The sequence below is a fragment of the Enterobacter sp. ECC-019 genome, assembly GCF_043974075.1.
GTDB classification, from domain to species: domain Bacteria; phylum Pseudomonadota; class Gammaproteobacteria; order Enterobacterales; family Enterobacteriaceae; genus Enterobacter; species Enterobacter asburiae_D.
The window spans coordinates 4,745,082-4,771,068 of sequence record NZ_CP143759.1 but is presented as its reverse complement, the minus strand read 5'-3'; the positions used below and the strand labels follow the sequence as shown (position 1 = coordinate 4,771,068).

The window sequence follows — 25,987 nt, the reverse complement described above, 5'->3', positions numbered from 1 at the left end:
TTCATCTTCCCTCTGGCTTATCCCTGGTTTTTTTGGGGTGTTTCTTCTCTTGACTACTACATGGCGCAGCGTCAAACTCTCAAAAGAGAATGATTTTTATTTATATTTGTTGCGCTTTTTCTATTACGTTGGCATTCACGTGGCACACAACACAAAAAAACCGGGACTGGTTCTGGAGAACCTCTCTGCGGGTTATCAGAAAAAAATCATCGTTGATGATATCTCCCTTGCGATCCCACAGCAGAAAATAACCGTTCTGGTGGGTGCGAACGGCTGCGGAAAATCCACGCTGCTGAGCACCATTGCGCGTTTGCTTCAGCCGCTTGGCGGCGCGGCAGTTCTCGACGGCAAGGCGATCCACGACCAGCCGACCAAAGCGGTCGCCCGTCAGCTTGGCATTCTCCCGCAGTCTCCGCTGCTGCCGGAAGGGTTAACCGTTTTTGAACTGGTCTCGCGCGGGCGTTTTCCCTGGCAGAACTTTATGCGTCAGTGGAGCGACGAGGACGAACTGGCGGTGGAAGAGGCCCTGCGCCTGACCGGTACGGCAGAATTTGCCCATATGCCGGTGGAAAGCTTGTCCGGCGGCCAGCGTCAGCGCTGCTGGATCGCCATGGCGCTGGCGCAGCAAACGCCGTATATCCTGCTTGACGAGCCCACGACGTATCTCGATCTCCGCTATCAGGTGGAGATCCTGGAACTGCTGCACACCCTGACCCGCCAGCACGGGCGTACCGTGGTGGTGGTGCTGCACGATCTCAACTTCGCCGTGAACTACGGCGATTCGCTGGTCTTTTTGCGCCAGGGGAAAGTTGAAGGCGTATTGCATGAGGGCGATGCCTGCACGCCGGAGCTGATCAAAGCGGTGTTTGATGTGGATGTGCATATGTCCATAAACCCGTTGACCGGCAAGCCGTTCTTTATGCCGTTTCGCCAGGGCACGGTTCAGCCATGATGCGCTCCTCTCTGGCCTTTCCAATCTTCGCGTTGCTGCTGGCATTGGGGGCGATTCTGCACCTGGGGATCGGCGCGCGCTTTATTGCTCCGCAGACGGTGGTGGAGGCATTCTTCCATTTCGACCCGCGCAATTTCGACCACAGCGTCATTATCAAATTAAGACTGCTGCGCCTCTGCGCCGCGATGGTGACGGGCGCCGCGCTCGGCGTGGCGGGCGTGATGTTGCAGTCCGTGATCCGCAATCCGCTCGGCGAGCCGCATATTCTGGGGCTCAACGCCGGGGCCGCGCTAGCGGTGGTGATTACCAGCGCGCTTGGGCTGTCTCTGCCGTTTGGTCGCCCGCTCGTTGCCGCCGCCGGTGCCGCCGCGCTGTTTTTGCTGGTGCTGATGTTCTCCTCGTCCGGTCGCACCGGGCTTACGCCGATGAAGGTCACGCTGTGCGGCGTGGCGATGTCGGCATTTGCCTCGTCGATTACCGCCGCGGTGTTAATCCTCGATGAACAGACGCTGCTCGCCATGCGCACCTGGCTGGCAGGGGATCTGGCCGGGATCAACGTGCAGACGCTCCAGAGCGCCCTGTGGGCTGCAACAGCCGGTTTTGTTCTCGCTATCGGACTGTCGCCCTCGCTCAACATGCTGGCGCTGGGAGACCGGATGGCGCAGGGGCTCGGCGTGTCGCTGTTGAAAACTCGCCTGCTGGCCCTGCTGGCCATCGCGCTGCTTTGCGGTGCGGCCGTCTCTGTCGCCGGGCCGATTGGCTTTATCGGCCTGGTCGTGCCGCAGATCATTCGCCGTCTGGTGTCGGTCGATTTACGCGTGATGGTGCCGCTGTCTGCCCTGTGTGGCGCGCTGATTCTGCTGCTGGCGGATATCGCCGCCCGCACGCTGTTTACGCCCTGGGAGCTGGCAACCGGCATTATGACGGCCCTGGTCGGCGCGCCCGTGTTCATCTTTATGGCATCGAGGATGTTCAAATGAACCGGGCCGGATTCCGCGCGATCCGAATTGGCCGCCTATCGACGCTGGTTCGCCCGCGGGCGCTGGCGTGCCTGACCCTTTTAGCGCTGGTGGCGCTAAGCCTGCTGGGCTTTGGCCTGACGCACGGTTCTCTGCCCATTCCCACCTCCGCCATCGGGCGCGCGCTGTTTTCTCCTGAGAGCCTGACGGCGGAGACGCGCTACATCGTGATGGATATCCGCCTGCCGCGCCTGATGATGGCGGTGCTGTGTGGGGCGATGCTCGGTATGGCGGGGGCGGCGATGCAGTCCATCACCCGCAATGGCCTGGCTGACCCCGGGCTTATCGGCGTGAAGGAAGGCTGTAGCGCGGCGGTACTGCTGCTGATTTTTCAGTTCCCGGCGCTGGGCCTGGCCTGGCTTCCACTGGTCGGCATGGCCGGTGGGCTGTTTACCGCGCTGCTGGTCATCGCCCTGGCGCGCGATATCTCGCGCCCGCGATTCATCCTGATCGGCATAGGCGTGTCATGGGCCTTCGCCGCGGCAATGGGCGTCTTTATGACCACGGCGGACGTGCGCGACGTGCAGACGGCGATGCTGTGGCTGGCGGGAAGCCTGCATGCGGCCAGCTGGACGCTGGTGGGGTTAGCCGCGCTCTGGGCTGCCCCCGCGTTTGCGCTGCTGCTGTTTACCGCGCGGGCAGCGGACGTGGCGTTGCTCGGCAATCAGGCCGCCGCGGGCCTTGGCGTACGCACAACCCGGCTGGCGCTGCTGCGGGTTCTTGCCCCGGTGGTGCTGACGGCGGCCTGCGTCTCCTGCGTGGGGAGTATTGGTTTCGTGGGGCTGATTGCCCCGCATATGGCGCGCCTGCTGCTGCGCGGTGGGCAAACCGCGCTCCTGACGGGAAGCGCCGCGCTGGGCGCGCTGCTGGTGCTGCTGGCGGATAACGTCGGCCGTCTGGCGTTTCTCCCGCTGCAACTGCCGGCGGGAATTGTGATTTCATTGATTGGCGGACCGTTTTTCCTGCTGCTGCTCTGGCAGCGTCGGGACAGATTTTAGGGGACTATAATGCGCGTAGTGTTTTCGATGCTGTTGCTGGTGGGGTTCGCGGTGAGTGCGGCGGAGCCGACGCAGACGTTTACTGACGATCTGAACCGAAAAGTGGTGGTGCCGGTTCATCCGAAACGGATTGTCTCCTTACACGATCTGGATATTACCATTCCGCTGATTGAGCTAGGCGTGCCGCCGGTGGCAAGCCATGGCCGCACGCGGCCGGACGGCAGCCACTTTCTGCGCTCCAGCGGCATGTTGACCGGCGTCGACTTCGATAATTCCGACATTACGTTTATCGGCACGGCCGATATCGACATTGAAGCCATCGCCGCCGCAAAGCCTGACCTCATTATTACCGAGCCGACCCGCAACACTCCGCTGGAACAGCTGGCGAAAATTGCCCCGACGGTGAGCATCGATCATCTCGACGGCGGCGCGCCGGAGATCTACCGCAAGCTGGCTCAGCTCACGGGAACGCAGGCACGGCTCAAGGTTCTGGAGCGGCGCTATCAGGAGCAGATTAAGGCGCTGAAGGCGACTATTGATACCCGCAAGGTGACCGTGTCCGTGATTCAGGCCAATCAGGGGAAGATTAACGCTATGCACAGCTACCACTCGCTGGGCCGCGTGCTGCGTGATGCCGGGTTCACCTTCCCGCCGCTGATTGAGTCCATTCCGGAAGAGGGGCGGATTGACGTCAGCGCCGAGCGTCTGCCTGAGCTGGATGCCGATTTCGTCTTCGCCACCTGGCGTGGGGATACGGGCGGTAAACCGCAGGACGAGCTGGCGGCGATGGATGCGGTCATGCCGGGCTGGTGTCAGTTCCTGAATGCCTGCCGAACCGGGCACTACGTGCTGATCTCGCGTGAAGAGGCCATCTCGAATTCGTTCGCCTCGTTAGGGCTGATGGCCGCGCAGGTGCAGTCGCAGATTGCCGGACGTCCGCTGCCGGAGGCGACACGGTGATCCGCAAAGAGAAAGGGCGCGTGGATGTCTACGGCGACCGCTTTCGCGCGCGCGCGCATCAGCTGACGCCGCGTCTGCTGCAGGTTGCACGCTATATCCACGACAACCGCGAAGCGGTGATGGAACAGACCGCAATGGAGATCGCGACGTTGTTGAAAACGTCGGATGCCACGGTAGTCCGCGCCATTCAGGCGCTGGGTTTCGCCGGGCTGCGCGATCTCAAGCGGACTCTGGAGCAGTGGTTTGGTCCGGTAGTCACTTCCAGCGAAAAGATATCCACCACGGTGAATACGCTCGCCAGCGACGTTAACGCGAGCATTGATTTCGTGCTGGAGGGGCATCAACACACCTGCGAGGTGTTATCCGAGCCGCACAACCGCTACGCGATGGCCCAGGCGGTCTCTCTGCTGGCGCAGGCGAGGCAGGTCGCCATATTTGGTATTGGCGCCTCCGGCATTCTGGCCGAGTACACCGCCAGGCTGTTCAGTCGTATGGGGTTACCCGCCACGCCGCTTAACCGTACTGGAATAGGGCTTGCCGAGCAGCTGATTGCGCTTCAGCGCGGCGACGTGCTGGTGATGATGGCGCAGAAATCCGCGCACCGGGAGGGGCAAACCACGCTGCGTGAAGCAAAACGTCTGGGCATTCCAACCATCCTGCTGACCAACGCCCTTGACTCACGTTTCAGCAAGGAGGCCAGCGTGGTGATCCACGTTCCGCGCGGCGGGGAAAAGGGTAAAATCCCGCTCCACGGCACGGTGCTGCTGTGTCTGGAGATGATCATTTTATCCGTCGCCTCTACCGAACCGCAGCGCACCATCAAATCGATGAAGCGTATCAACGAGTTACACCGTGGGTTAAAACCGGGGAAGAAAAGCAGCTGATTTCCCCGGCTTGTGGATCACGCTTTAGGAATACGCAGCGTCTGGCCAGGATAGATTTTATCCGGGCTGGAGAGCATCGGGCGGTTAGCCTCAAAAATCTTATTGTACTTGTTGGCATCGCCGTACACGGTTTTGGAGATAGCGCTCAGGGTATCGCCGGATTTCACCGTGTAGTAGGTGGCTTCATCTTTGGCATCGGTCGCGGTGATGTTGTTCTCCACCTCGCTGACGCCCGCGATGTTCCCGATGGCGACCTGAATTTTTTCTTTCTGCTCCTGGGTCAGCCCGTCACCCGTCACGCTGGCTTTGCCGTCGGTAACGTTAACCTGAACCTTATCTGAACCGGGAATATTGAGTTTTTTGAGATGCTCGGTGATTTTGTCGCTCTGGCCTTTGTGATCGGTCAGGTTATCCCATAGCTTTTCGCCTGCTTCTTTCACGAAGTTAAAAAGACCCATTCCATCCTCCTGTTAATCATGAAGTCAGAATAAGCATAGCAGTTGAGTTTTAAGCTGATAAAAAAACCCGATGGCGCTGGCGCTCACCGGGCCTGGATCTGTTCTCCCTCTCCCTGTAGGAGAGGGCTGGGATGAGGGAAAATTTAAACCCCTTGCTCCAGAATACGGATGTGGGTTTCCAGCACGTCACCCTTCACCGCGTCGCTCCACGCTTTCATGTGCGGGGTCTGCAGGTGCGCTTCAAGATGCGCGACGGTTTCCCACTGCTCAACCATGATGATCGAGTCTGGCGCGGTCGCCTGGAAGCTGGCGTCAGTGGCAGCATCCACCATCGGCGCGTAGCCGTGGCAGCCTTCTTCTTTCAGAACGGTCGGGATAATTTTCGCGAACTGATCCAGCACCGCCTGACGGTGATGTTGACCTGGACGAGTACGGATTTCTGCGATAACGGTAAGCATGTTTACTACTCCTTTAATTCCAGGCTATCAGTTAAGCAAAAATTTCCGCGAGATGCTTGCGATATTCTGCGATATAGCTCGGGACGTCAGGCATTTTAATCACGTCGTTGACGATAAAGGTCGGCAGCGGATCCATGCCCAGGAACTGGTTTGCCTTGTGGAACGGCAGGTACGCACCGTCAACGCCTACGCCTTCGAAGAACTGATCTTTCTCGGTGAAGGCTTCCATTGGCGCGTTCCAGGTCAGCGAGAGCATATATTTTTTGCCCTGAATCAGGCCGCCTGAGCCGTATTTTTTGGAAGCGTCAGAGCGGGTGCGGCCATCGCTGGCATACAGTGAGCCATGACCTTCGGTGAACACGTCGTCCATGTATTTTTTTACGGTCCACGGCGCGCCCATCCACCAGCCTGGCATCTGCCAGATCACCACGTCAGCCCACAGGAAGTTCTGCACTTCGGCTTTTACGTCGTAGTTGCTGTCCGCGCGCACGACCTTAACATCATGCCCGGCGTCGCGCAGGAAACCGTCCGCGACCTCGGTCAGGGTGTCATTCAGCTGGCCTTTAGAGTGCGCAAATTCTTTTGCACCGTTGATAATCAGAATGTTGCTCATTATTTGTCCTCGATGATGAGAGTATGGCGAGTATTCTACGCGCGAGGACGGTGCGGTAAAATGAGCAAAATGTGCAAAGTCTTTTGCATTAAACGCAATAATCCCTTACCAGCTGACCTTCGCTTCAAAACCGCCTTCAGGCGCATTGCTCAGAGAAACGCGCATCCCATGCAGGGCGGCGATGCGCTTTACGATGGATAATCCCAACCCGCTGCCCGTGGCATCCTGACCCGGCGGACGATAAAAGCGCTCGCCGATGCGCGCCAGCGCGTCCGGTGAAATGCCGGGGCCGTTGTCGCGCACGGTAAAGCTACGCGCGTCCAGCGTCACGTCCACCACGCTGCCGCGCGGACTGTAGCGAATCGCGTTATCCAGCAGGTTGCGCACCAGCAGGCTCAGGAGCAACTGCTGGCCCGTGCGTGTAACCTCTGGTGCATGGATGTTCAGGCGGATATCAATGCCTGCCTGCTGCGCTGGATGCCAGATATCCAGAACGGCCGACTGCAGTAAGTCGGCCAGGATAATCGGTTCGACATCGTCAAGGTTATCCAGCGTGTCCAGACGCGACAGCGTGAGGAGCTGATCCACCAGCCGGGAAGCGCGGTCGATGCCCGCATGCAGCTGCGTCAGCGCCTTTTCCCGCGCCTGCGGATCGTCATGAGAGAGCTGCGCCACGTCAGTTTGCACCTTCAGGGCCGCCAGCGGGCTGCGTAATTCGTGGGCGGCATCGGACGTAAAGCGGCGCTCGCGGGTCATCATCTCCTGGGTGCGCGCGAAGAGATGATTCAGCGCGTCGAGCAGGGGACGCACCTCAGTGGGTACCCCTTCCGTCGGCAGTTTATCGGTGGCATCCGGCGAGCGGGAGCGCAGGGTCTGCGCCAGCTTTTTCAGCGGCTTCAGTTCACGGCTCAACAGCAGGATCAGCAACAGCAGCATTACCGGCAGCGCCACCAGCCACGGCGTAAGCTGCGAGCTGACCACGTCCAGCGCCATCTCCTGGCGGTACTCCCACTCCTGGCCGACCACCACGCGGTACTTTCCATCGGGTGAGGTCAGCCATAAAAAGCGCCACTCATCGTTGTCGCCCTGCAGCTGCCCGTTATCGAACCCGTCGCGGCGATAGTGGTACGGAATATCGCGCCCGTTTTCACCGTCGTTGAGGATCATTTTGCCGTCGACGGCGTAAATGGCGAAGGCCAGCGCGTCATCGTCCAGACGGCCATGCTTCACTTTTTTCGGGATCTCGCGCATGCGTTCGGGGGCGCGGATCTCGTCCAGATCCATCGTCAGCAGCCGTTTAGCAAACAGCATCTGCTGGGTATCGAACAGCTTGTCGAGCTTGTGGGTCGTTTGCTGCCAGGCGACAACGCTGGCGGCAAACCAGGCCGTCAGAGACAGGAGTAAAAAGAAAAGCGTCAGGCGCAGCTTCAGGCTCAGGCGTTGCGTCAGCTTCATGCGTCACCCAGGGTGTAGCCGATGCCGTGCACGGTGCGGATAAACTCGCTGCCAAGCTTGCGGCGCAAATGATGGACGTGAACCTCGATGGCGTTGCTGGAGACGTCGTCATCCCAGTTATAAAGCTTTTCCTCAATCAGCTTTCGCGGCAGCACCCGGCCCGCGTTGCGCATTAACAGCTCCAGCAGCGCGAACTCTTTCGGCTTGAGCGTCAGCGGCTCACCCTCCAGCGTGGCGACAAGACGGGTCGGGTCGAGCGTGACCTTCCCGTGACGTAGCTCGCTACGCGCCTGCCCGTGGCTGCGGCGGACCAGCGCTTCGAGGCGGGCACCCACTTCAATCAGCGCGAACGGCTTACAGAGATAATCATCCGCGCCCAGACGCAGCCCCTCGACGCGCTGGTTCAGCGCATCCCGCGCCGTCAGAATCAGTACCGGCTCGCTGTGCCCGCTTTCGCGCCACGCGCGCAGGATGTCCAGACCGTCAATTTCCGGCAGCGTCAGATCCAGCACCACGGCATCATAGGGGGCAGAAGCGAGCGCGGCCTGACCGGTTTTACCGTCGGTAAACCAGTCCACGCTAAAGCCCATTTTGCTTAACCCTGCCTTGATACCGTCGCCGATTAACCTGTCGTCTTCTACCAGTAAAATGCGCATGTTCCCTCCTTGATGCCGTCAGTAAACCCTCTGCAAGCGCCTGCTGTACAGCAATAATAAATAAATTTTTCCCTTAAGAAGTTGTTAAGGATTACCCTGTTAAATGGATTGCGAAACGACATTAAAGGGAGAGATGAAGATGAAAAAATTCGCTGCAATTGCTGCCATCATGATGATGACCACCGCGCCGGTCTTTGCTGCTCAGGGCGGTTTTACTGGCCCATCGGCCACACAGACCCAGACGCAAACTCAGCAGGGCGGTTTTGTAGATAACAACGCCAACCTCACCACCGCGGCAAAAGTGAAAGACCTGAAGGACGATGCGTGGGTGAAGCTGCGCGGGAACATTACCGAGCGCCTGTCCGATGATCGCTACACCTTCCGCGATGAGACCGGCACGGTGGTCGTTGAGATTGACCACAAGCGCTGGAACGGCGTGACCGTCACTCCGCAGGATAAAGTTGAACTGCAGGGTAAAGTCGATAAAGAGTGGAACGATTTTGAAATCGACGTGAAGCAGGTTATTAAGCTGAACAAATAACCCGAAAAGGGCCGCCTGTGCGGCCCTTTTTCTTTGTGACTCAATTCATCAGATGAGGTAGTATCTGCGGCAATATTGCCTGAAACCCTTCGGTTTCTGAGTTGAGGAATCACACGTAATGAGCGATATGGCAGAGCGCCTCGCGCTACATGAATTCACGGAAAACGCCTACCTGAACTACTCCATGTACGTCATCATGGACAGGGCGTTGCCGTTTATCGGGGATGGCCTGAAGCCCGTTCAGCGCCGCATCGTCTATGCGATGTCCGAGCTGGGCCTGAGCGCCAGCGCCAAGTTCAAGAAATCCGCCCGTACCGTCGGTGACGTTCTGGGTAAATACCATCCGCACGGCGACAGCGCCTGTTATGAAGCGATGGTGCTGATGGCGCAGCCGTTCTCTTACCGCTACCCGCTGGTGGATGGACAGGGGAACTGGGGGGCGCCGGACGATCCGAAATCCTTCGCGGCGATGCGTTATACCGAATCCCGTCTCTCTAAATATGCCGAAGTGCTGCTGGGCGAGCTGGGTCAGGGAACCGTTGACTGGGTGCCAAACTTCGACGGTACGATGCAGGAGCCGAAGATGTTGCCTGCGCGTCTGCCGAACATCCTGCTGAACGGCACCACCGGTATCGCGGTCGGCATGGCGACGGACATTCCGCCGCACAACCTGCGTGAAGTGGCGAAAGCCGCCATCACCCTGATCGAGCAGCCGAAAACCTCGCTGGACGAGCTGCTGGATATCGTGCAGGGGCCGGACTACCCGACGGAAGCCGAAATCATCACCTCGCGCGCGGAAATCCGCAAAATCTACCAGAACGGTCGCGGCTCCGTGCGCATGCGCGCGGTGTGGAATAAAGAGGACGGCGCCGTGGTGATCACCGCGCTGCCGCATCAGGTATCCGGTGCCAAAGTACTGGAGCAGATCGCCTCCCAGATGCGCAATAAAAAGCTGCCGATGGTGGACGACCTGCGCGACGAATCCGATCACGAGAACCCGACCCGTCTGGTGATCGTGCCGCGCTCAAACCGCGTGGACATGGAGCAGGTGATGAACCACCTGTTCGCCACCACCGATCTGGAAAAAAGCTACCGCATCAACCTGAATATGATTGGCCTCGACGGACGCCCGGCGGTGAAAAACCTGCTGGAGATCCTCACTGAATGGCTGACGTTCCGCCGCGATACGGTACGCCGTCGTCTGAATTACCGTCTGGAGAAAGTGCTTAAGCGCCTGCATATCCTTGAAGGTTTGCTGGTGGCGTTCCTCAACATCGACGAAGTGATTGAGATCATCCGTACCGAGGACGAGCCGAAGCCGGCGCTGATGTCGCGCTTTGGCATCAGCGAAACACAGGCCGAAGCGATCCTCGAACTGAAACTGCGCCATCTCGCCAAACTGGAAGAGATGAAGATCCGCGGCGAGCAGAACGAGCTGGAAAAAGAGCGCGATCAGCTGCAGGCGATCCTCGCGTCCGAGCGCAAGATGAACACCCTGCTGAAGAAAGAGTTGCAGGCCGATGCAGACGCGTTTGGCGACGACCGTCGTTCTCCGCTGCACGAGCGCGAAGAAGCGAAGGCGATGAACGAGCACGACATGCAGCCGTCCGAGCCGGTGACTATTGTTCTGTCGCAGAGCGGCTGGGTGCGTAGCGCCAAAGGCCACGATATCGACGCGCCTGGGCTGAGCTACAAAGCGGGCGACAGCTTCAAAGCGGCGGTGAAAGGTAAGAGCAACCAGCCGGTGGCGTTTATCGATTCTACCGGCCGCAGCTACGCCATCGACCCGATCACGCTGCCTTCCGCGCGCGGGCAGGGCGAGCCGCTCACCGGCAAGCTGACGCTGCCGCCGGGCGCGACGGTCGACCATATGCTGATGGAAGCCGATGATCAGAAGCTGCTGCTGGCATCCGATGCGGGCTACGGCTTTATCTGTACCTTTAACGACCTGGTCTCCCGTAACCGTGCCGGTAAGGCGCTGATCAGCCTGCCGGACAACGCCCACGTAATGGCGCCGCTGGTGATTGAGAACGAAAGCGACATGCTGCTGGCGATCACCACCGCCGGACGTATGCTGATGTTCCCGGTCAGCGATCTGCCGGAGCTGTCGAAAGGCAAGGGCAACAAGATCATCAACATCCCGTCGGCGGAAGCCGCGAAAGGCGAAGATGGCCTGGCGCACCTCTTCCTCCTGCCGCCGCAGAGCACGCTGACCATTCACGTCGGCAAGCGTAAGATCAAGCTGCGTCCGGAAGAGCTGCAGAAAGTGGTGGGTGAGCGCGGTCGCCGTGGCTCGCTGATGCGCGGCCTGCAGCGCATCGACCGCGTGGAGATTGACTCTCCTGCACGCAGCACCGCAGGTGACAGCGAAGAGTAATGTCGTGATATCCCCCTCTGCCCGGAGGGGGAATTTCAATAAAATTTCCCGTAAAATCGTTGTTAATTCGTGCGTTGCGATTAACAATACGCGCTCGTAATAAAGTCCTTACCTGGCCACAGGTGAAGTATAATTGTCAGCTGTTGGGGCTTCAGAGGTCGCTATGCTATATATTGTTCGTCTTATTCTTACCGTTATCTACTGCATTCTGGTCTGTATTTTCGGCTGCATCTATTGCCTGTTCAGCCCGCGAAATCCTAAGCATGTTGCCACCTTCGGCCATATGTTCGGTCGCCTTGCACCGCTGTTTGGTCTGAAGGTTGAGAAACGTCTGCCTGAAGGGGCGGAAAATTTCGGTAACGCCATCTATATCGCTAACCATCAAAACAATTACGATATGGTGACCGCCGCAAATATCGTTTTGCCACCGACCGTGACGGTGGGGAAAAAAAGCCTGCTGTGGATCCCGTTTTTTGGCCTGCTGTACTGGCTTACCGGTAACCTGCTGATCGACCGTAACAACCGTGCAAAAGCGCACAGCACCATTGCGGAAGTGGTGAATCATTTTAAAAAGCGCAGAATCTCAATCTGGATGTTCCCGGAAGGAACGCGCAGCCGCGGCCGCGGCCTGCTGCCGTTTAAAACCGGTGCGTTTCATGCCGCAATTGCGGCTGGTGTTCCAATTATTCCTGTGTGTGTTTCCAATACTTCGAATAAGATTAATCTTAACCGCCTGAATAACGGGCTGGTGATTGTCGAAATGCTGCCACCCGTCGATACCAGCAAATATGGTAAAGACCAGGTGCGCGAGCTGGCAGCGCACTGCCGTGAGCTGATGGCTCAGCATATTGCGCAGCTCGACAAAGAAGTCGCAGAGAGAGAAGCCGCCGGTAAGATTTAATCCGGCGTTGAAGGGAAAACGAATTCCCGCGTTGTTAGTCGTTTCAGATGGAGCTTATATGTCACTCAGTCGGCGTCAGTTTATTCAGGCTTCCGGGATCGCCCTTTGTGCGGGTGCGATGCCGCTGACAGCCAGCGCCGCCGGGCAGCAACAGCCGCTGCCTATTCCGCCATTAATTGAATCTCGTCGCGGTCAGCCGCTTTTCCTGACGCTGCAGCGCAGCCACTGGTCCTTCACCCAGGGGACGCGTGCGCCGGTCTGGGGCATTAACGGACGTTATCTTGGGCCGACCATACGCGTGTGGAATGGCGATGACGTTAAGCTCATCTACAGTAACCGCACCCCTGAAAATGTCGCCATGACCATCAGCGGCCTACAGGTGCCTGGCCCGTTGATTGGCGGCGCGGCGCGAATGATGTCACCCAGCGCCGACTGGGCGCCCGTGCTACCGATTCGCCAGAGCGCGGCAACCCTCTGGTACCACGCCAACACGCCTAACCGCACGGCGCAGCAGGTCTATAACGGCCTGGCCGGAATGTGGCTGGTGGAAGATGAGGTCAGCAAATCCCTGCCGATCCCGAACCACTACGGCGTGGATGACTTCCCTATTATTATCCAGGACAAACGTCTGGATAATTTCGGTACGCCGGAATACAGCGAGCCGGGCAGCGGCGGCTTCGTCGGCGATACGCTGCTGGTCAACGGCGCGCAAAGCCCGTATGTCGAGGTCTCGCGCGGCTGGGTGCGCCTGCGCCTGCTCAACGCCTCCAACTCGCGCCGCTATCAGCTGCAAATGAGCGATGGCCGTCCGCTGCACGTGATCTCCGGCGACCAGGGCTTTTTACCGGCGCCGGTTTCCGTCAAACAGCTGGCGCTCTCGCCGGGTGAACGTCGCGAAATTCTCGTGGATATGACCAACGGGGATGAAGTGTCGCTGACCTGCGGTGAAGCGGCGAGCATTGTTGACCGTATTCGCGGGTTCTTTGAACCGTCGAGCATACTTGTCTCGACCCTGGTGCTGACCCTGCGCCCAACCGGTCTGCTGCCGCTGGTGACCGATAGCCTGCCAATGCGTCTGTTGCCGCAGGAGATCATGAGCGGCTCGCCGGTGCGCAGCCGTGATATCAGCCTGGGCGACGATCCGGGCATCAACGGCGCGCTGTGGGATGTCAACCGCATCGACATTACCGCGCAGCAGGGGACCTGGGAGCGCTGGACGGTCCGTTCAGATATGCCGCAGTCGTTCCATATTGAAGGGGTGTCATTCCTGATCCGCAACGTCAACGGCGCAATGCCGTTCCCGGAAGATCGCGGCTGGAAAGATACCGTCTGGGTGGACGGTCAGGTTGAACTGCTCGTCTACTATGGTCAGCCTTCGTGGCCGCACTTCCCGTTCCTGTTCCACAGCCAGACGCTGGAGATGATGGACAGGGGCTCCGTGGGGCAGATGCTGGTGAATCCGGCACCGTAAAACGAGTCGGGTGGCGGCTTCGCCTTACCCGACCTACAGGCCCGTAGGCCCGGTAAGCGTAGCGCCACCGGGCAATAAATACCCCTTCATTTCCCACATTGATCCAGCGTATAATCCCGCTCCTTTTGTCTATTTTTTCTTCGGAAGCATTATGAGCGCAATTTCCCTGATCCAGCCGGATCGTGACCTCTTCTCCTGGCCCCAGTACTGGGCGGCCTGCTTTGGACCGGCGCCGTTCCTGCCGATGTCCCGTGAAGAGATGGACCAACTGGGCTGGGACAGCTGCGACATCATTCTGGTCACGGGCGATGCCTACGTTGACCACCCAAGCTTCGGTATGGCCATCTGTGGCCGTATGCTTGAAGCGCAGGGCTTCCGCGTGGGGATCATCTCCCAGCCTGACTGGAACAGCAAAGACGACTTTATGCGTCTGGGTAAACCCAACCTGTTCTTCGGCGTGACCGCAGGCAACATGGACTCGATGATCAACCGCTATACCGCCGATCGTAAGCTGCGCCATGACGACGCCTACACACCGGATAACGTCGCGGGCAAACGCCCTGACCGCGCGACCCTGGTGTATACCCAGCGCTGTAAAGAAGCCTGGAAAGACGTGCCGGTGATCCTGGGCGGCATCGAGGCGAGCCTGCGCCGCACCGCGCACTACGACTACTGGTCAGATACCGTTCGCCGCTCGGTGCTGGTGGATTCCAAAGCCGACATGCTGATTTACGGTAACGGCGAGCGTCCGCTGGTGGAAGTGGCGCACCGTCTGTCGCAGGGTGAACCGGTGAACAGCATCCGCGATGTACGCAATACCGCCATCATGGTGAAAGAGGCGCTGCCTGGCTGGAGCGGGGTAGATTCCCGTATCATCGACATGCCGGGCAAAATCGACCCGATCCCACACCCGTACGGCGAAGATCTGCCGTGTGCCGATAACAAGCCGGTTGAACCGAAAAAAGCGGAAGCGAAGGCTATCGTCGTGCAGCCGCCGCGCCCGAAACCGTGGGAAAAGACCTACGTGCTGCTGCCGACCTACGAGAAGGTGAAAGCCGACAAGGTGCTCTACGCACACGCGTCCCGTATTCTGCACCATGAAACCAACCCGGGCTGTGCCCGCGCGTTGATGCAGAAGCACGGCGAGCGCTTTATCTGGATTAACCCGCCGGCGATCCCGCTCTCCACCGAAGAGATGGACAGCGTCTTTGCGCTGCCGTACAAGCGCGTGCCGCACCCGGCGTACGGCAACGCCCGTATCCCGGCGTACGAGATGATCCGCTTCTCGATCAACATCATGCGCGGCTGCTTCGGCGGGTGCTCGTTCTGCTCCATTACCGAGCACGAAGGCCGTATTATCCAGAGCCGCTCTGAAGATTCGATCATCAATGAGATCGAAGCGATTCGCGACTCGGTGCCGGGCTTTACCGGCGTGATTTCCGACCTTGGCGGCCCAACCGCAAACATGTACATGCTGCGCTGCAAGTCGCCGCGCGCCGAGCAAACCTGTCGTCGCCTCTCCTGCGTCTATCCAAGCATTTGCGAGCACATGGACACCAACCACGAGCCGACGATCAACCTCTATCGCCGCGCGCGTGACCTGAAAGGCATCAAGAAGATCCTGATCGCCTCCGGGGTACGTTACGACATCGCCGTGGAAGATCCGCGCTACATCAAAGAGCTGGCAACGCACCACGTCGGCGGCTATCTGAAGATTGCGCCGGAGCACACCGAGGAAGGCCCGCTGTCGAAAATGATGAAGCCGGGCATGGGCAGCTACGATCGCTTTAAAGAGCTGTTTGACACCTATTCGAAGCAGGCGGGTAAAGAGCAGTATCTGATCCCGTACTTCATCTCCGCCCACCCGGGCACGCGCGATGAGGACATGGTGAATCTGGCGTTGTGGCTGAAGCAGCGTCGCTTCCGCCTGGATCAGGTGCAGAACTTCTATCCGTCACCGCTCGCCAACTCGACGACCATGTATTACACCGGCAAGAACCCGCTGAGTAAGATTGGCTACAAGAGTGAAGAGGTGGTGGTGCCGAAAGGGGATAAACAGCGTCGCCTGCATAAAGCGCTGCTGCGTTACCACGATCCGAAAAACTGGCCGCTGATCCGCCAGGCGCTGGAAGAGATGGGCAAAAAACATCTTATCGGCTCGCGTCGCGACTGCCTGGTACCGGCCCCGACGCTGGATGAGATGCGCGAAGCGCGTCGCCAGAATCGCAATACGCGCCCGGCGCTGACCAAGCACACGCCGATTGTGCATCAGCGTTCAAACGGTAATTCCAGTGCGAAAAAGCCCGTGAAGCGCAAAGCGTAAATAAAAAACCCCGGTAAGCCGGGGTTTTTTATGTCGACACGTAGGCCGGGTAAGGCGAAGCCGCCACCCGGCTTTTTTACGCGATTACCCGCCAAACTGGTCCGGGTCCGGCCCAAGCCGCTTGCCCTTATCCAGCTTCGCAATCTCGCCCAGCTCATCTTTATCCAGCCGGAAATCCCAGACGTCGAAGTTCTCGGCGATGCGCGACGGTGTGACCGATTTCGGAATGACCACCAGGCCGTTGTCCAGATGCCAGCGAATGACAATCTGTGCCGGCGTTTTGCCGTATTTATCCGCCAGCTCATGGATGATCTTTTGATCAAACACCCCTTCGCCGCCCTGCGCCAGAGGGCTCCAGGACTCGGTCTGGATTTTATGCGTGGCGTTCCAGGCATGTAACTGGCGCTGCTGCATCAGCGGGTGCAGCTCGATCTGGTTAATCACAGGTGCAACGCCCGTCTCGTCAATCAGCCGCTGCAGGTGATGAACCTGGAAATTACAGACGCCGATGCTTTTCACCAGCCCCTCTTTTTGCAGTTCAATCATTCCTCTCCAGGCATCAACGTAGTGATCGATAGCCGGAACCGGCCAGTGCATCAGCCAGAGATCGACGAAATCGAGCTGGAGTTTCTCCAGGCTCTCCTGCAGGGCTTCGCGGGGGCGTTTTTGATCGTCGTTCCAGAGTTTAGTGGTGATGAATAACTCATCGCGGGGGACGCCAGCGCTGGCAAGTGCCTTACCCACGCCGTCCTCGTTTTTGTATGCGGCAGCGGTATCAATGGACCGATAGCCGACTTCCAGGGCTTTATGAATGGCGGAGACGACCTCGTCGTTACCGGCTTTCCATACACCTAGCCCCAGCTGGGGCATCACGTTGCCGTCCTGCAGCTTGATTACGGTTTGGTTTGCCATTTTTCCTCCTTCAGGTGCGCATCGCCGGAGGGTTCCTCCGGCGATGGGGTGTGCATTAAGTCTGGACGAAATGTCAAAAAACGAAAGTCGGGAGGGCAAAAACGCTTATCGCGCCGCTTCGTAGATGCGACGGCTGACGTCCAGCGTAATGTCGCCGTGCTCGCCCAGGTGGGTCATGCCGTGCTCTTCAAGTTTCGCCAGCAGGGCAGGGATGGAGCTGCCGTCCAGGCCGTAGCCGGACAGACGCGTTGGCACGCCCAGACCTTCAAAGAAGCTGCGGGTTGCTTCGATGGCGGCATCAATACGCGCATCGTCAGAACCCTCGGTGATGTTCCACACGCGTTCGGCGTACTGCAGCAGCTTGGCACGTTTGGTATCACGTTTTTCGTTCCACAGGGCAGGCAGAACAACGGCCAGCGTCTGTGCGTGGTCCAGACCGTGCATCGCCGTCAGCTCGTGGCCCAGCATGTGGGTCGCCCAGTCCTGCGGCACGCCAGCACCGATCAGACCGTTCAGAGCCTGCGTTGCGGCCCACATCACGTTGGCGCGAACGTCATAGTTTTCCGGCTCTTTCAGCGCTTTCGGGCCGTCTTCGACGAGCGTCAGCAGAATGCCTTCCGCGAAGCGATCCTGAATTTTGGCATTCACCGGATACGTTACGTACTGTTCAACGGTATGAACAAAGGCGTCGACCACGCCGTTCGCCACCTGACGCGCAGGCAGGGTGTAGGTGTAAACCGGGTCCAGAATGGCAAACACAGGCTGAACGTGTTCGTTCATAAAGGCCTGTTTGTCGCCGGTCGTTTTACGGGAGATCACCGCACCCTTGTTGGATTCAGAGCCGGTCGCTGGCAGGGTCAGCACGGAGCCCATCGGGATGGCGCTTTTAATGTCGCTGCCGCGGGTTTCCAGGATGTGCCACGGATCGATGCCGTCTGCATAGTGCGCTGCCGCCGCGATGAATTTGGTGCCGTCCAGCACGGAGCCGCCGCCGACGGCCAGCAGGAAGGTGATGTTTTCTTCGCGGGCGATTTTCACCGCGTTCATCAGCGTTTCGTAAGACGGGTTTGGCTCGATGCCGCCGAACTCACGCACGTCCAGACCGTCCAGCGCGCTATAAACCTGATCCAGAACGCCGGTTTTTTTCACGCTGCCGCCACCGTAGGTGATCAGCACGCGGGCGTCAGCAGGGATCTGCGCGCGCAGATCGGCGATGGCGTCTTTACCAAACAGAATGCGGGTTGGGGTGTGAAGATTAAAGTTGTTCATTGCTCGTTCCCTTATAGTGGGTGAAAAACCGTGGTGGCGCAGAGGGCTACCTGATGCTGCACATTGTGGCTTTCCGGGGCTATCCTCTCAATGCACATTCCTGCCGATGTCTTGCCCATTTCTACAGAGCGCTGGAGAAAGCGCGGAAAACGACGCACACTGTCAGCGTCGGAAACCGTACCCGGAGTAACGTAATATGAACCGTGAAGCGATCTGCCATCAGCTCACTACGCAGATTAAAAGACTGATAGATAACGAAAATGGCGTCAGTGGCCTGCTTCCTGACATTCGCCTGCTTTATGGCACGCAGCCAGGGACGCGCACGCCGGTGATGTACCAGCCGGGCATCGTTTTTCTCTTCTCGGGCCATAAAATTGGCTATATCAACGAGCGCGTGTTCCGTTACGACACCAATGAATATCTGCTTCTGACAGTACCTTTACCCTTCGAATGTGAAACCTTCGCGACAGAGGCCGTTCCGCTGGCCGGTATTCGCGTCAACGTCGATATTCTTCAGCTGCAGGAGCTGCTGATGGAGATTGGTGAAGACGAGTTCTTCCAGCCTTCGATGGCGTCGAGCGGGATTAACTCGGCGACGTTATCGGAAGAGATCCTATGCGCCATTGAGCGTCTGCTGGACGTGATGGAGAGGCCACTGGACGCGCGTATTCTGGGCAAGCAGATTATCCGCGAAATTCTTTACCACGTGCTGCTGGGACCGGGAGGCGGGGCGTTACTGGCCCTGGTGAGCCGGCAAACTCACTTTAGCCTGATCAGCCGCGTGCTCAAGCGTATTGAAAGCCAGTACACGGAAAACCTCAGCGTTGACCAGCTCGCCGCGGAAGCGAACATGAGCGTCTCGGCGTTTCACCATAATTTTAAATCGGTGACCAGCACTTCGCCCCTGCAATACCTTAAAACCTACCGGCTGCATAAGGCGCGGATGCTGATGATCCACGATGGCATGAAAGCCAGCGCGGCGGCGATGCGGGTAGGCTACGAAAGTGCGTCGCAGTTCAGTCGGGAGTTTAAGCGCTATTTCGGCGTTACGCCGGGAGAGGATGCGTCACGTATCCGAACCATGCAGGGAGCCTGACGGGAAATGTAGGCCGGGTAAGGCGTAGCCGCCACCCGGCAATTACCTCACGCGCTGCAGTACTTCTTCTTGATCACTACCGCGATGGTCCCCACCAGCCCTGCTACCAGCAGGAACATCGGCAGCACCATCAGGAAGGTCATCACCTGATCTTCGTGGTGTTTCACAAAGGGGATCATATTCAGCGCGTAGCCGAGCGTGGTGACTACACCCACCCACAGCAGGGCGCTCAGCCAGTTGAAGAACTGGAAGCGGCGGTTTGACAGACCGGAAATGCCCGCCATGGTAGGCAGGAGCGTGCGAACAAACGCCAGGAAACGCCCCGCCAGCAAAGCCAGCAGCCCGTGCCTGTCGAACATGCAGGTCGCACGCTGATGATATTTATGCGGCAGCTGCGCCAGCCAGCCTTTCACGACGCGGGTATTCCCCAGCCAGCGGCCCTGCAGATAGCTCAACCAGCAGCCCAGGCTGGCTGCGGAGGTGAGAATAACCATCGTTGACGTGAAGTCCATGACGCCTTTGCCGATTAACGCCCCGGCAAGTAAAAGCAGGCTGTCACCGGGTAAAAAAGAGGCTGGCAGTAATCCATTTTCCAGAAACAGAGTTGCGAACATCACGAGGTAAACGATACCGACGACGTGAGGATCCGCCAGCGCGGCAAAGTCGTGTTGCCAGAGCGCCGCGATAATATCTTGAATAACAGCCATGGACTTTCCTGTGGAACAGCAGATATAGCGCTATTGTACTCCCATATTCGGCCGTCGGGTTTGATCCCGGGCGCAACTCATGCAGACTTTTCTGCTTGCGGTGTTCACAAAAGCGTCCAGGGAGTACATTTTCAGCCAGCACTCTACACGATACGCTCGAACCCTGCTGCTAAATCGGCAATCAGATCGTCAACATTTTCTAAACCGATATGCAGTCGAATCAGGGTACCGCTGAAGTCCACTTCTCCGCCGGGGCGCAGAGCCGCAACCTGTTCCGGCTGGTTAGGCAGGATCAGGGATTCAAATCCGCCCCAGGAGTAGGCCATGCTGAAGAGGGTAAAATTATCCAGATAGCTCGCCAGCTCGTCGTTATTCAGCCGTTTTTTCAGCACGAACGAGAACAGGCCGCTGCTGCCCGTAAAGTCACGCTGCCAGAATTCGTGGCCTTTACTGCCCGGTAGCGCGGGGTGATTAACGCGCTCAACCAGCGGATGCTGCGCCAGCCATTCGGCCACCTTCAGGCTGCTTTCATGGTGCTGACGCAGGCGAACGCCCAGCGTGCGGATACCTCGGCTGGTCATGTAGGCCGTGTCTGCGTCCACCATCTGGCCCATCAGGTAGGCATTTTCACGCAGCTGATCCCAGCAGCGCGCGTTGGAGACCGCCGTGCCAATCATGCCGTCAGAGTGGCCTATCAGGTACTTCGTCGCCGCCTGAATCGAGATATCGATGTCGAATTCCAGAGCTTTAAACAGCACGCCTGCCGCCCAGGTGTTGTCGATCATCACGATCGCCTCTGGCGCTTTGCTGCGCACGGCTTTCACGATAGCCGGCACGTCGTGAACTTCCATGGTGAGTGACCCCGGAGATTCCAGGAACACGATGCGCGTGTTTGGCTGAATAAGTTCGGCAATGCCTTCACCGATCAGCGGGTCGAACCAGCCGGTGGTCACGCCGAGCTTGCTGAGGATTTTGGTACAGAAGTCCTGGCTGGGCTCATAGGCGGTGTTGGTCATCAGGATGTGATCGCCCTGTTCCACAAACGCCAGAATGGTGTTGGCGACCGCAGCCGCCCCGCACGGGAACAGCGCGCAGCCCACGCCGCCTTCCAGCTCGCACATCGCCTCCTGCAGAGAAAAATGGGTTAGCGTGCCGCGACGGCCATAAAACAGCCCGCCTTTCGCGCGGTTGCGCGTGGCGATTTTTTTCTCCTCAACGGTATCAAACACCAGCGAGGAGGCTCGTTGAATCACGCTGTTGACCGATCCCTGAGTATATTTTTTGCTGCGTCCTGCCTGTACCAGCGTGGTATCAAGATGCTTTTTTGTCATGTTCGCTAACCCTGTTTTTTATACGTCTGGACGTCCAGACTACCACGATTGGAAAAAACTGCACCCGGAGGCTTATCGAATAAGCAGAAAATATTAGCAAAAAAGCGCATAAGAAATTTTTACTGCGTAAGCGCAAGGAAAGTGAGCGAAAATTACGGCACCATGCAAATACTAATGAGAACTACTATCAATTCGACGACGTTTTGATATTATTACGCTCAGATTTTGTGATTTGCGTCCTGGAGATACAGAGTGGGTAATAATTTGATGCAGACGGATCTCTCCGTTTGGGGCATGTATCAGCATGCTGACATCGTGGTTAAGATTGTGATGATCGGCCTGATTCTGGCGTCCGTTGTCACCTGGGCTATCTTCTTCAGCAAAAGCGCCGAGCTGCTTTCGCAGAAGCGTCGCCTGAAGCGCGAACAGCAGCAGTTGGCTGAAGCCCGCTCTCTGGATCAGGCTGCCGACATGACCTCCTCCTTCCACGCGAAAAGCCTGACCACCCTGTTAGTGAATGAAGCACAGAACGAACTGGAACTCTCCGCTGGCAGTGAAGATAACGAAGGCATCAAAGAACGTACCGGTTTCCGCCTGGAGCGTCGCGTTGCGGCCGTTGGCCGACACATGGGACGCGGCAATGGTTATCTGGCGACCATCGGTGCGATCTCACCGTTCATCGGTCTTTTCGGTACGGTCTGGGGCATCATGAACAGCTTTATCGGTATCGCGCAGAGCCAAACCACCAACCTGGCGGTTGTGGCGCCTGGCATCGCAGAAGCGCTGCTGGCAACGGCAATCGGTCTGGTTGCTGCTATCCCGGCGGTGGTTATCTATAACATCTTCGCGCGTATGATTGGCAGCTACAAAGCCACGCTGGGTGACGTTGCCGCGCAGGTTCTGCTGCTGCAAAGTCGCGATCTCGACCTGAATGCCAGCTCGGTTAAGCCGGTGCATGCGGCGTCTAAACTGCGCGCAGGTTAATAGTATGGCGATGCGTCTAAACGAAAATCTGGACGATAACGGCGAAATGCATGAAATCAACGTGACGCCGTTTATCGACGTTATGCTGGTTCTGCTGATTATCTTCATGGTGGCTGCGCCGCTGGCGACGGTGGATGTGAAGGTGAATCTGCCTGCCTCTTCCAGTCAGCCCCAGCCGCGCCCGGAGAAGCCTATTTACCTGTCGGTGAAGGCGGATAAATCCATGTTCCTCGGGAACGACCCGGTGACGGCCGACTCCGTCATCCCGGCGCTGGAGCAGCTTACGGGCGGTAAGAAAGACACCACGGTCTTCTTCCGTGCGGATAAAACCGTTGATTATGAAACCATGATGAAGGTAATGGACACGCTGCATCAGGCGGGTTACCTGAAGATTGGACTGGTCGGCGAAGAGAAAGCGGCCTCGAAGTGATAAAGAAGCTGGCGAAAGCCGGCTTTTTTGTTTGTTGCTATGTTAAATCGTTATTATTTTCTGCTGTATATCCCCATTCTTCATATTTATTTATCAATAAAGCCATAATTAATAATCTATTGATAGTTAAGTAAATATCAGTATTCGGCTGCGCCATTAAAATATATCGTTTGCTGAAATGGCGTCGTGGAATATCCCCACTACGCTTAAAAAAGATAATAAAAACAGTCCTTCTTCGAAGGATCTTTTCACCTGCACAGCAAGAGATTCCCTATGGCTACGATGACATGGCTGTATCCGCACGCGCCTCAAAACGACCAGTTTTCGCTTTCCGCAATTCGACGACGCGCCGACAGGCTCATTCTGGTGCTTATCTGGTCGCTGTGGGGGATCTCTCTGGGGGTTGGTTATATGAACGAGAATATTGTGCAGGGGGCTATTGTCGGTACCTCTCTGGCCAGTTTATCGACGCTGCTGACGCTGTTGTTTCCCGGTGCGCTCCTGCTCCGCCTGAGCTCTGCTTTTGTGCTAATGGCATTTTCCGCGTTGCTCATTCATCTGGGCGAGGGTGAAACCGAATACCATTTCTCAGTTTTTGTCCTGCTTTCCGCGCTGCTTGCCTGGCGAGACTGGCGGCCTCTGGTGATGGGGGCGGCGGTCATCGCGTTACATCATCTGGTGTTTAACTATCTGCAGGAGAATGACCTTTACGGCGTCGTAGTGTTCATGCACACCGGCTTTCATATGGTGGTTTTTCATGGTCTGTTTGTGGTGGTCCAGACCGCGATCCTGGTCCTGCTGGCGATACGAATGGAGCAGGACGCCCGCTCTGCGAGCGAGGTGGCAGGGCTCGCGGGCGTGATCAACCGCGAACCTGGGTACCTCACGCTTGCCGTCGATGCGGTGCCTGCAGAGTCTCCTTTTGCCCGCACGTTCAGCCTGACGCTTGGCACCATGCGCGCCACGCTTGAGCAGGTCAGCGTCAATATTGGACAACTGCTGGAGGCATCCTGCGCGTTAGGACAGCGCAACAGCGCGCTGTCGGAACGTACCGATCACCAGGCAAGTTCGCTGGCAACGGCGGCCAGTGCGATGGAACAGTTAAGGGCTGTCGCTACCCTGACCAGTGAAAAAGCCAGCCAGGTCAGGGAGGTGGCGTTCAGTACCAGTAACGTGGCGGAGCAGGGGGGCCATAACGTACGGCAGGCGATTGCGGCGATGGAGCACATTCGCGAGGAGTCGCAGCGTATTTACGCCATTCTGGAGCTGATCGACGGGATTGCGTTCCAGACAAATATTCTGTCGCTCAACGCCTCGGTCGAGGCTGCAAGAGCGGGCGAACATGGTAAAGGCTTTGCTGTGGTTGCCTCTGAAGTGCGTGTATTGGCCCAGCGCAGTGAGGGGGCTGCAAAAGATATCCGCCAGCTTCTGACCGCATCGCAGGCGACCACGCTGCAGGGTGTCGAGCAGGTTGAGCACGCGGGTATGACAATGAAGTCGATCATTGAGAGTATCGAAGGGCTTCGCTCTCTGCTGGAAGAGCTGTCGCAGATGAGCGAGCAGCAGCGGGCAAGCATTGCGCAGATGAACGACAGCATTGCCAGCATCGATGCCAGCGTGCAGGAGAATGTGCGTCACGTTGCGCAAACATTGCAGGTGGCCGACGCGCAGCGGCAGCAGACGGGTCAGTTAAAAGAGGCAATTGCCGTATTCAGATTTAACTAGCTTTGCGGTTCGGAGGGGGTGCTGGTGCCAGACGCCAGCGCGTCCTCATCCAGCGCAACGCAGGTGACGTTTGAAGTACGGTACTTACCGTCTGACAGCCTGCGCGTCAGACGCAGAGTGGCGATTTCTCTGGCAAGCAGATACTGATAATTGGCCTCAAGACGGCCGAGAAGCTTCTCTTTCAGTTCTGGCCGCTGTTCAATGATGGCGTTCATCACGGCACCGTAAATTTCTTCTTTGACCTGAAGCGGATAAATTTCACGGCGATTCTGCCATTTCAGACGAACCAGCGTCGCCGGGATCGATACCAGGTCTTGTGTAATACGCGTCATCTCGTCATTTTTTGTTTTTCGCAGTGCGTCGAGATTTTGCTTTAAGATAAATTCATCACTTTTTTTATCATCTAAAGTCAAATAAACGTCATTGTTTTTAACTTCTTTCACGTTAATCTTCCCCCAGGTCATAAAAAATTGGGTTGTTTTTTTCGCGCGTAATTAAATTAAGCCAAATTTCATTACCAGCTTCATTAATCTCTTCGGTTTTCTCGGCCAATATTTGACTTAGTTTCTGGGCATCTATTTCACCCTCGGCCTGCAGGTCATTCAGTAGGTGGACAAAGGCTTCAATTTTTATGGTGCGAAATAAGCGGTCTTTTATATGGCGATCGTGCTCTTCCAGCACCATATTTCGGGATTTGCCAGTTCGGGATACACCAATTAATATATCGGGCTCGAAATCAGAGAGCTTTCTTTTCCCCTGAGTGAAACTGGCCTCTTTTTCTGCTTCCGTCGGTTGCTGTTCCACAGGCGTGATGTGGTACTTAGCCGGGACGAGATAGTCGGGCAGCATTTTTAATTTCCTTTAATTTCAACAGGGTGGGGTTGGTAAAGGCGTGAGATTCGTTGACAATATCATGAGGCAAATTTAAAATCAAAAAAAATGGAGCCTACCCATGAACAGCATCTTTTTTACGGTCATCACATTACTATTACTGACCGCTGGTGTTCTTTTATTGATGCAGGAGTTCAATAAAACGAAAGTGTCGAAAGACACCAGTGAACCCCCGCAACCTGAACTGATGACAAAAGAGGAAGGTGAAGACCATTTCTCTGTATTGATGAACTCCGTTACGCCTGTCTGGTACTGGCGGGTGAACCACGAATATATCGACTTTTTACACGCGACAATTAAGCGCATGAAAATGTCGGAAATTAATGATACGCCCGGACTGTTTGAGGCACAGCGTCGCTGTAGCGACCTGAATTCAGCAGTGTATAAATATTATGACAATATCAAAAAGCGCTGCCTTAACGGCGAGAAGGTATCTTATTCCGATCTGGACGTATTAAATTTGCGGCAGTGTTTTCGCGAGTTCAGCCTGGAAGCCTATCCTGAGCTGGTGGCGCTTGTCTGGCCGGAGTACGCACGTCCCGAGGTTAACCCGGACAACGTCTGAGTGACGTACTG

General features: G+C 57.3%; 26 protein-coding genes. 15 read left to right on the top strand and 11 right to left on the bottom strand.

What is annotated here, in order from left to right:
- The first annotated feature begins 139 nt into the window (after positions 1-139).
- Genes V1566_RS22620 through V1566_RS22600 form a run of 5 tightly spaced genes read left to right on the top strand, consistent with a single transcriptional unit; the run spans position 140 to position 4,813 of the window.
- Positions 140-952: an ABC transporter ATP-binding protein gene (locus V1566_RS22620; protein WP_395304693.1), complete on the top strand. Its 813-nt coding sequence runs from the start codon at positions 140-142 to the stop codon at positions 950-952.
- Positions 949-1,932 carry a FecCD family ABC transporter permease gene (locus tag V1566_RS22615; protein WP_395304692.1) on the top strand — a complete coding sequence of 328 codons (984 nt, stop codon included), beginning with the start codon at positions 949-951 and terminating at the stop codon, positions 1,930-1,932. The genes V1566_RS22620 and V1566_RS22615 overlap by 4 nt, the downstream gene beginning before the upstream one ends.
- On the top strand, positions 1,929-2,969 hold the full coding sequence (locus V1566_RS22610) for a FecCD family ABC transporter permease (protein WP_395304691.1): 1,041 nt from the start codon (positions 1,929-1,931) through the stop codon (positions 2,967-2,969). Before V1566_RS22615 ends, V1566_RS22610 begins: the two co-directional genes overlap by 4 nt.
- A 9-nt stretch (positions 2,970-2,978) precedes the next feature.
- On the top strand, positions 2,979-3,929 hold the full coding sequence (locus V1566_RS22605; RefSeq protein ID WP_395304690.1) for an iron-siderophore ABC transporter substrate-binding protein: 951 nt from the start codon (positions 2,979-2,981) through the stop codon (positions 3,927-3,929).
- Complete coding sequence (locus V1566_RS22600) at positions 3,926-4,813, top strand: MurR/RpiR family transcriptional regulator (RefSeq protein ID WP_395304689.1); 888 nt, start codon at positions 3,926-3,928, stop codon at positions 4,811-4,813. Before V1566_RS22605 ends, V1566_RS22600 begins: the two co-directional genes overlap by 4 nt.
- A gap of 17 nt (positions 4,814-4,830) precedes the next feature.
- Here the strand turns inward: V1566_RS22600 and lysM are convergent, their stop codons facing one another.
- From lysM to qseB, 5 genes are all read right to left on the bottom strand, one after another.
- Positions 4,831-5,271 carry a peptidoglycan-binding protein LysM gene (gene lysM, locus V1566_RS22595; protein WP_395304688.1) on the bottom strand — a complete coding sequence of 147 codons (441 nt, stop codon included), beginning with the start codon at positions 5,269-5,271 and terminating at the stop codon, positions 4,831-4,833.
- A 143-nt stretch (positions 5,272-5,414) separates the two neighbouring features.
- Positions 5,415-5,729, bottom strand: a complete 315-nt coding sequence (locus V1566_RS22590) for a putative quinol monooxygenase (RefSeq protein WP_032640570.1) — start codon at positions 5,727-5,729, stop codon at positions 5,415-5,417.
- A gap of 31 nt (positions 5,730-5,760) precedes the next feature.
- Positions 5,761-6,342 (bottom strand): NAD(P)H-dependent oxidoreductase, encoded by a 582-nt coding sequence (locus tag V1566_RS22585; protein ID WP_047347835.1) that lies wholly within the window; start codon positions 6,340-6,342, stop codon positions 5,761-5,763.
- 105 nt (positions 6,343-6,447) lie between these two features.
- Positions 6,448-7,797, bottom strand: a complete 1,350-nt coding sequence (gene qseC / locus V1566_RS22580) for a quorum sensing histidine kinase QseC (RefSeq protein WP_395304687.1) — start codon at positions 7,795-7,797, stop codon at positions 6,448-6,450.
- On the bottom strand, positions 7,794-8,453 hold the full coding sequence (gene qseB / locus V1566_RS22575; protein ID WP_395304686.1) for a quorum sensing response regulator transcription factor QseB: 660 nt from the start codon (positions 8,451-8,453) through the stop codon (positions 7,794-7,796). Before qseB ends, qseC begins: the two co-directional genes overlap by 4 nt.
- A 139-nt stretch (positions 8,454-8,592) precedes the next feature.
- On the opposite strand from qseB, the gene V1566_RS22570 reads away from it, so the two are divergent.
- From V1566_RS22570 to V1566_RS22550, 5 genes are all read left to right on the top strand, one after another.
- Positions 8,593-8,994 (top strand): YgiW/YdeI family stress tolerance OB fold protein, encoded by a 402-nt coding sequence (locus V1566_RS22570; RefSeq protein ID WP_395304685.1) that lies wholly within the window; start codon positions 8,593-8,595, stop codon positions 8,992-8,994.
- 118 nt (positions 8,995-9,112) lie between these two features.
- Positions 9,113-11,371: a DNA topoisomerase IV subunit A gene (gene parC / locus V1566_RS22565; protein WP_395304684.1), complete on the top strand. Its 2,259-nt coding sequence runs from the start codon at positions 9,113-9,115 to the stop codon at positions 11,369-11,371.
- A 163-nt stretch (positions 11,372-11,534) separates the two neighbouring features.
- A complete protein-coding gene (plsC, locus tag V1566_RS22560) occupies positions 11,535-12,272 on the top strand; it encodes a 1-acylglycerol-3-phosphate O-acyltransferase (protein WP_063145584.1) in 738 nt (245 codons plus the stop codon).
- Positions 12,273-12,330: 58 nt separating this feature from the next.
- Positions 12,331-13,743 (top strand): cell division protein FtsP, encoded by a 1,413-nt coding sequence (ftsP, locus tag V1566_RS22555; RefSeq protein ID WP_032659948.1) that lies wholly within the window; start codon positions 12,331-12,333, stop codon positions 13,741-13,743.
- Between the two features lie 151 nt (positions 13,744-13,894).
- Positions 13,895-16,066 (top strand): YgiQ family radical SAM protein, encoded by a 2,172-nt coding sequence (locus V1566_RS22550; protein WP_395304683.1) that lies wholly within the window; start codon positions 13,895-13,897, stop codon positions 16,064-16,066.
- A gap of 84 nt (positions 16,067-16,150) precedes the next feature.
- On the opposite strand, the gene dkgA is transcribed toward V1566_RS22550, so the two are convergent.
- Together dkgA and yqhD are read right to left on the bottom strand one after the other, a co-directional pair.
- Positions 16,151-16,978 (bottom strand): 2,5-didehydrogluconate reductase DkgA, encoded by an 828-nt coding sequence (dkgA, locus tag V1566_RS22545; RefSeq protein WP_395304682.1) that lies wholly within the window; start codon positions 16,976-16,978, stop codon positions 16,151-16,153.
- 105 nt (positions 16,979-17,083) lie between these two features.
- Positions 17,084-18,247, bottom strand: coding sequence for an alcohol dehydrogenase (yqhD, locus tag V1566_RS22540; protein WP_182071638.1), 1,164 nt, complete (start codon positions 18,245-18,247; stop codon positions 17,084-17,086).
- Between the two features lie 196 nt (positions 18,248-18,443).
- Between yqhD and V1566_RS22535 the strand changes: the two genes are divergently transcribed.
- Positions 18,444-19,343, top strand: a complete 900-nt coding sequence (locus V1566_RS22535; protein ID WP_395304681.1) for an AraC family transcriptional regulator N-terminal domain-containing protein — start codon at positions 18,444-18,446, stop codon at positions 19,341-19,343.
- 47 nt (positions 19,344-19,390) lie between these two features.
- Here the strand turns inward: V1566_RS22535 and yghB are convergent, their stop codons facing one another.
- A complete protein-coding gene (yghB, locus tag V1566_RS22530) occupies positions 19,391-20,050 on the bottom strand; it encodes a DedA family general envelope maintenance protein YghB (protein ID WP_159514908.1) in 660 nt (219 codons plus the stop codon).
- Between the two features lie 143 nt (positions 20,051-20,193).
- On the bottom strand, positions 20,194-21,381 hold the full coding sequence (gene metC / locus V1566_RS22525; protein ID WP_395304680.1) for a cystathionine beta-lyase: 1,188 nt from the start codon (positions 21,379-21,381) through the stop codon (positions 20,194-20,196).
- A 252-nt stretch (positions 21,382-21,633) separates the two neighbouring features.
- Between metC and exbB the strand changes: the two genes are divergently transcribed.
- The 3 genes from exbB to V1566_RS22510 all read left to right on the top strand — a co-directional run bounded on the left by exbB (position 21,634) and on the right by V1566_RS22510 (position 24,520).
- Positions 21,634-22,365, top strand: a complete 732-nt coding sequence (gene exbB / locus V1566_RS22520) for a tol-pal system-associated acyl-CoA thioesterase (protein WP_395304679.1) — start codon at positions 21,634-21,636, stop codon at positions 22,363-22,365.
- Between the two features lie 4 nt (positions 22,366-22,369).
- Positions 22,370-22,795, top strand: a complete 426-nt coding sequence (exbD, locus tag V1566_RS22515; RefSeq protein ID WP_023309173.1) for a TonB system transport protein ExbD — start codon at positions 22,370-22,372, stop codon at positions 22,793-22,795.
- A gap of 273 nt (positions 22,796-23,068) precedes the next feature.
- Positions 23,069-24,520, top strand: coding sequence for a methyl-accepting chemotaxis protein (locus tag V1566_RS22510; RefSeq protein ID WP_395304678.1), 1,452 nt, complete (start codon positions 23,069-23,071; stop codon positions 24,518-24,520).
- On the opposite strand, the gene V1566_RS22505 is transcribed toward V1566_RS22510, so the two are convergent.
- Positions 24,517-24,963 (bottom strand): cytoplasmic protein, encoded by a 447-nt coding sequence (locus tag V1566_RS22505; protein ID WP_395304677.1) that lies wholly within the window; start codon positions 24,961-24,963, stop codon positions 24,517-24,519. The genes V1566_RS22510 and V1566_RS22505 overlap by 4 nt on opposite strands.
- Position 24,964: 1 nt before the next feature.
- Positions 24,965-25,369 (bottom strand): hypothetical protein, encoded by a 405-nt coding sequence (locus tag V1566_RS22500; RefSeq protein ID WP_395304676.1) that lies wholly within the window; start codon positions 25,367-25,369, stop codon positions 24,965-24,967.
- A gap of 103 nt (positions 25,370-25,472) precedes the next feature.
- On the opposite strand from V1566_RS22500, the gene V1566_RS22495 reads away from it, so the two are divergent.
- Positions 25,473-25,976 carry an ESA_00282 family adhesion-associated protein gene (locus tag V1566_RS22495; protein WP_023309170.1) on the top strand — a complete coding sequence of 168 codons (504 nt, stop codon included), beginning with the start codon at positions 25,473-25,475 and terminating at the stop codon, positions 25,974-25,976.
- Positions 25,977-25,987 lie beyond the last annotated feature (11 nt).

Bases quoted from the DNA above. Each gene is read 5' to 3' on its own strand.
- V1566_RS22615 (WP_395304692.1), top strand. From the start codon at position 949: ATGATGCGCTCCTCTCTGGCCTTTCCAATCTTCGCGTTGCTGCTGGCA.
- V1566_RS22610 (WP_395304691.1), top strand. From the start codon at position 1,929: ATGAACCGGGCCGGATTCCGCGCGATCCGAATTGGCCGCCTATCGACG.
- V1566_RS22605 (WP_395304690.1), top strand. From the start codon at position 2,979: ATGCGCGTAGTGTTTTCGATGCTGTTGCTGGTGGGGTTCGCGGTGAGT.
- lysM (WP_395304688.1), bottom strand. From the start codon at position 5,271: ATGGGTCTTTTTAACTTCGTGAAAGAAGCAGGCGAAAAGCTATGGGAT.
- V1566_RS22590 (WP_032640570.1), bottom strand. From the start codon at position 5,729: ATGCTTACCGTTATCGCAGAAATCCGTACTCGTCCAGGTCAACATCAC.
- V1566_RS22585 (WP_047347835.1), bottom strand. From the start codon at position 6,342: ATGAGCAACATTCTGATTATCAACGGTGCAAAAGAATTTGCGCACTCT.
- qseC (WP_395304687.1), bottom strand. From the start codon at position 7,797: ATGAAGCTGACGCAACGCCTGAGCCTGAAGCTGCGCCTGACGCTTTTC.
- qseB (WP_395304686.1), bottom strand. From the start codon at position 8,453: ATGCGCATTTTACTGGTAGAAGACGACAGGTTAATCGGCGACGGTATC.
- V1566_RS22570 (WP_395304685.1), top strand. From the start codon at position 8,593: ATGAAAAAATTCGCTGCAATTGCTGCCATCATGATGATGACCACCGCG.
- parC (WP_395304684.1), top strand. From the start codon at position 9,113: ATGAGCGATATGGCAGAGCGCCTCGCGCTACATGAATTCACGGAAAAC.
- plsC (WP_063145584.1), top strand. From the start codon at position 11,535: ATGCTATATATTGTTCGTCTTATTCTTACCGTTATCTACTGCATTCTG.
- ftsP (WP_032659948.1), top strand. From the start codon at position 12,331: ATGTCACTCAGTCGGCGTCAGTTTATTCAGGCTTCCGGGATCGCCCTT.
- V1566_RS22550 (WP_395304683.1), top strand. From the start codon at position 13,895: ATGAGCGCAATTTCCCTGATCCAGCCGGATCGTGACCTCTTCTCCTGG.
- dkgA (WP_395304682.1), bottom strand. From the start codon at position 16,978: ATGGCAAACCAAACCGTAATCAAGCTGCAGGACGGCAACGTGATGCCC.
- yqhD (WP_182071638.1), bottom strand. From the start codon at position 18,247: ATGAACAACTTTAATCTTCACACCCCAACCCGCATTCTGTTTGGTAAA.
- V1566_RS22535 (WP_395304681.1), top strand. From the start codon at position 18,444: ATGAACCGTGAAGCGATCTGCCATCAGCTCACTACGCAGATTAAAAGA.
- yghB (WP_159514908.1), bottom strand. From the start codon at position 20,050: ATGGCTGTTATTCAAGATATTATCGCGGCGCTCTGGCAACACGACTTT.
- metC (WP_395304680.1), bottom strand. From the start codon at position 21,381: ATGACAAAAAAGCATCTTGATACCACGCTGGTACAGGCAGGACGCAGC.
- exbD (WP_023309173.1), top strand. From the start codon at position 22,370: ATGGCGATGCGTCTAAACGAAAATCTGGACGATAACGGCGAAATGCAT.
- V1566_RS22510 (WP_395304678.1), top strand. From the start codon at position 23,069: ATGGCTACGATGACATGGCTGTATCCGCACGCGCCTCAAAACGACCAG.
- V1566_RS22500 (WP_395304676.1), bottom strand. From the start codon at position 25,369: ATGCTGCCCGACTATCTCGTCCCGGCTAAGTACCACATCACGCCTGTG.
- V1566_RS22495 (WP_023309170.1), top strand. From the start codon at position 25,473: ATGAACAGCATCTTTTTTACGGTCATCACATTACTATTACTGACCGCT.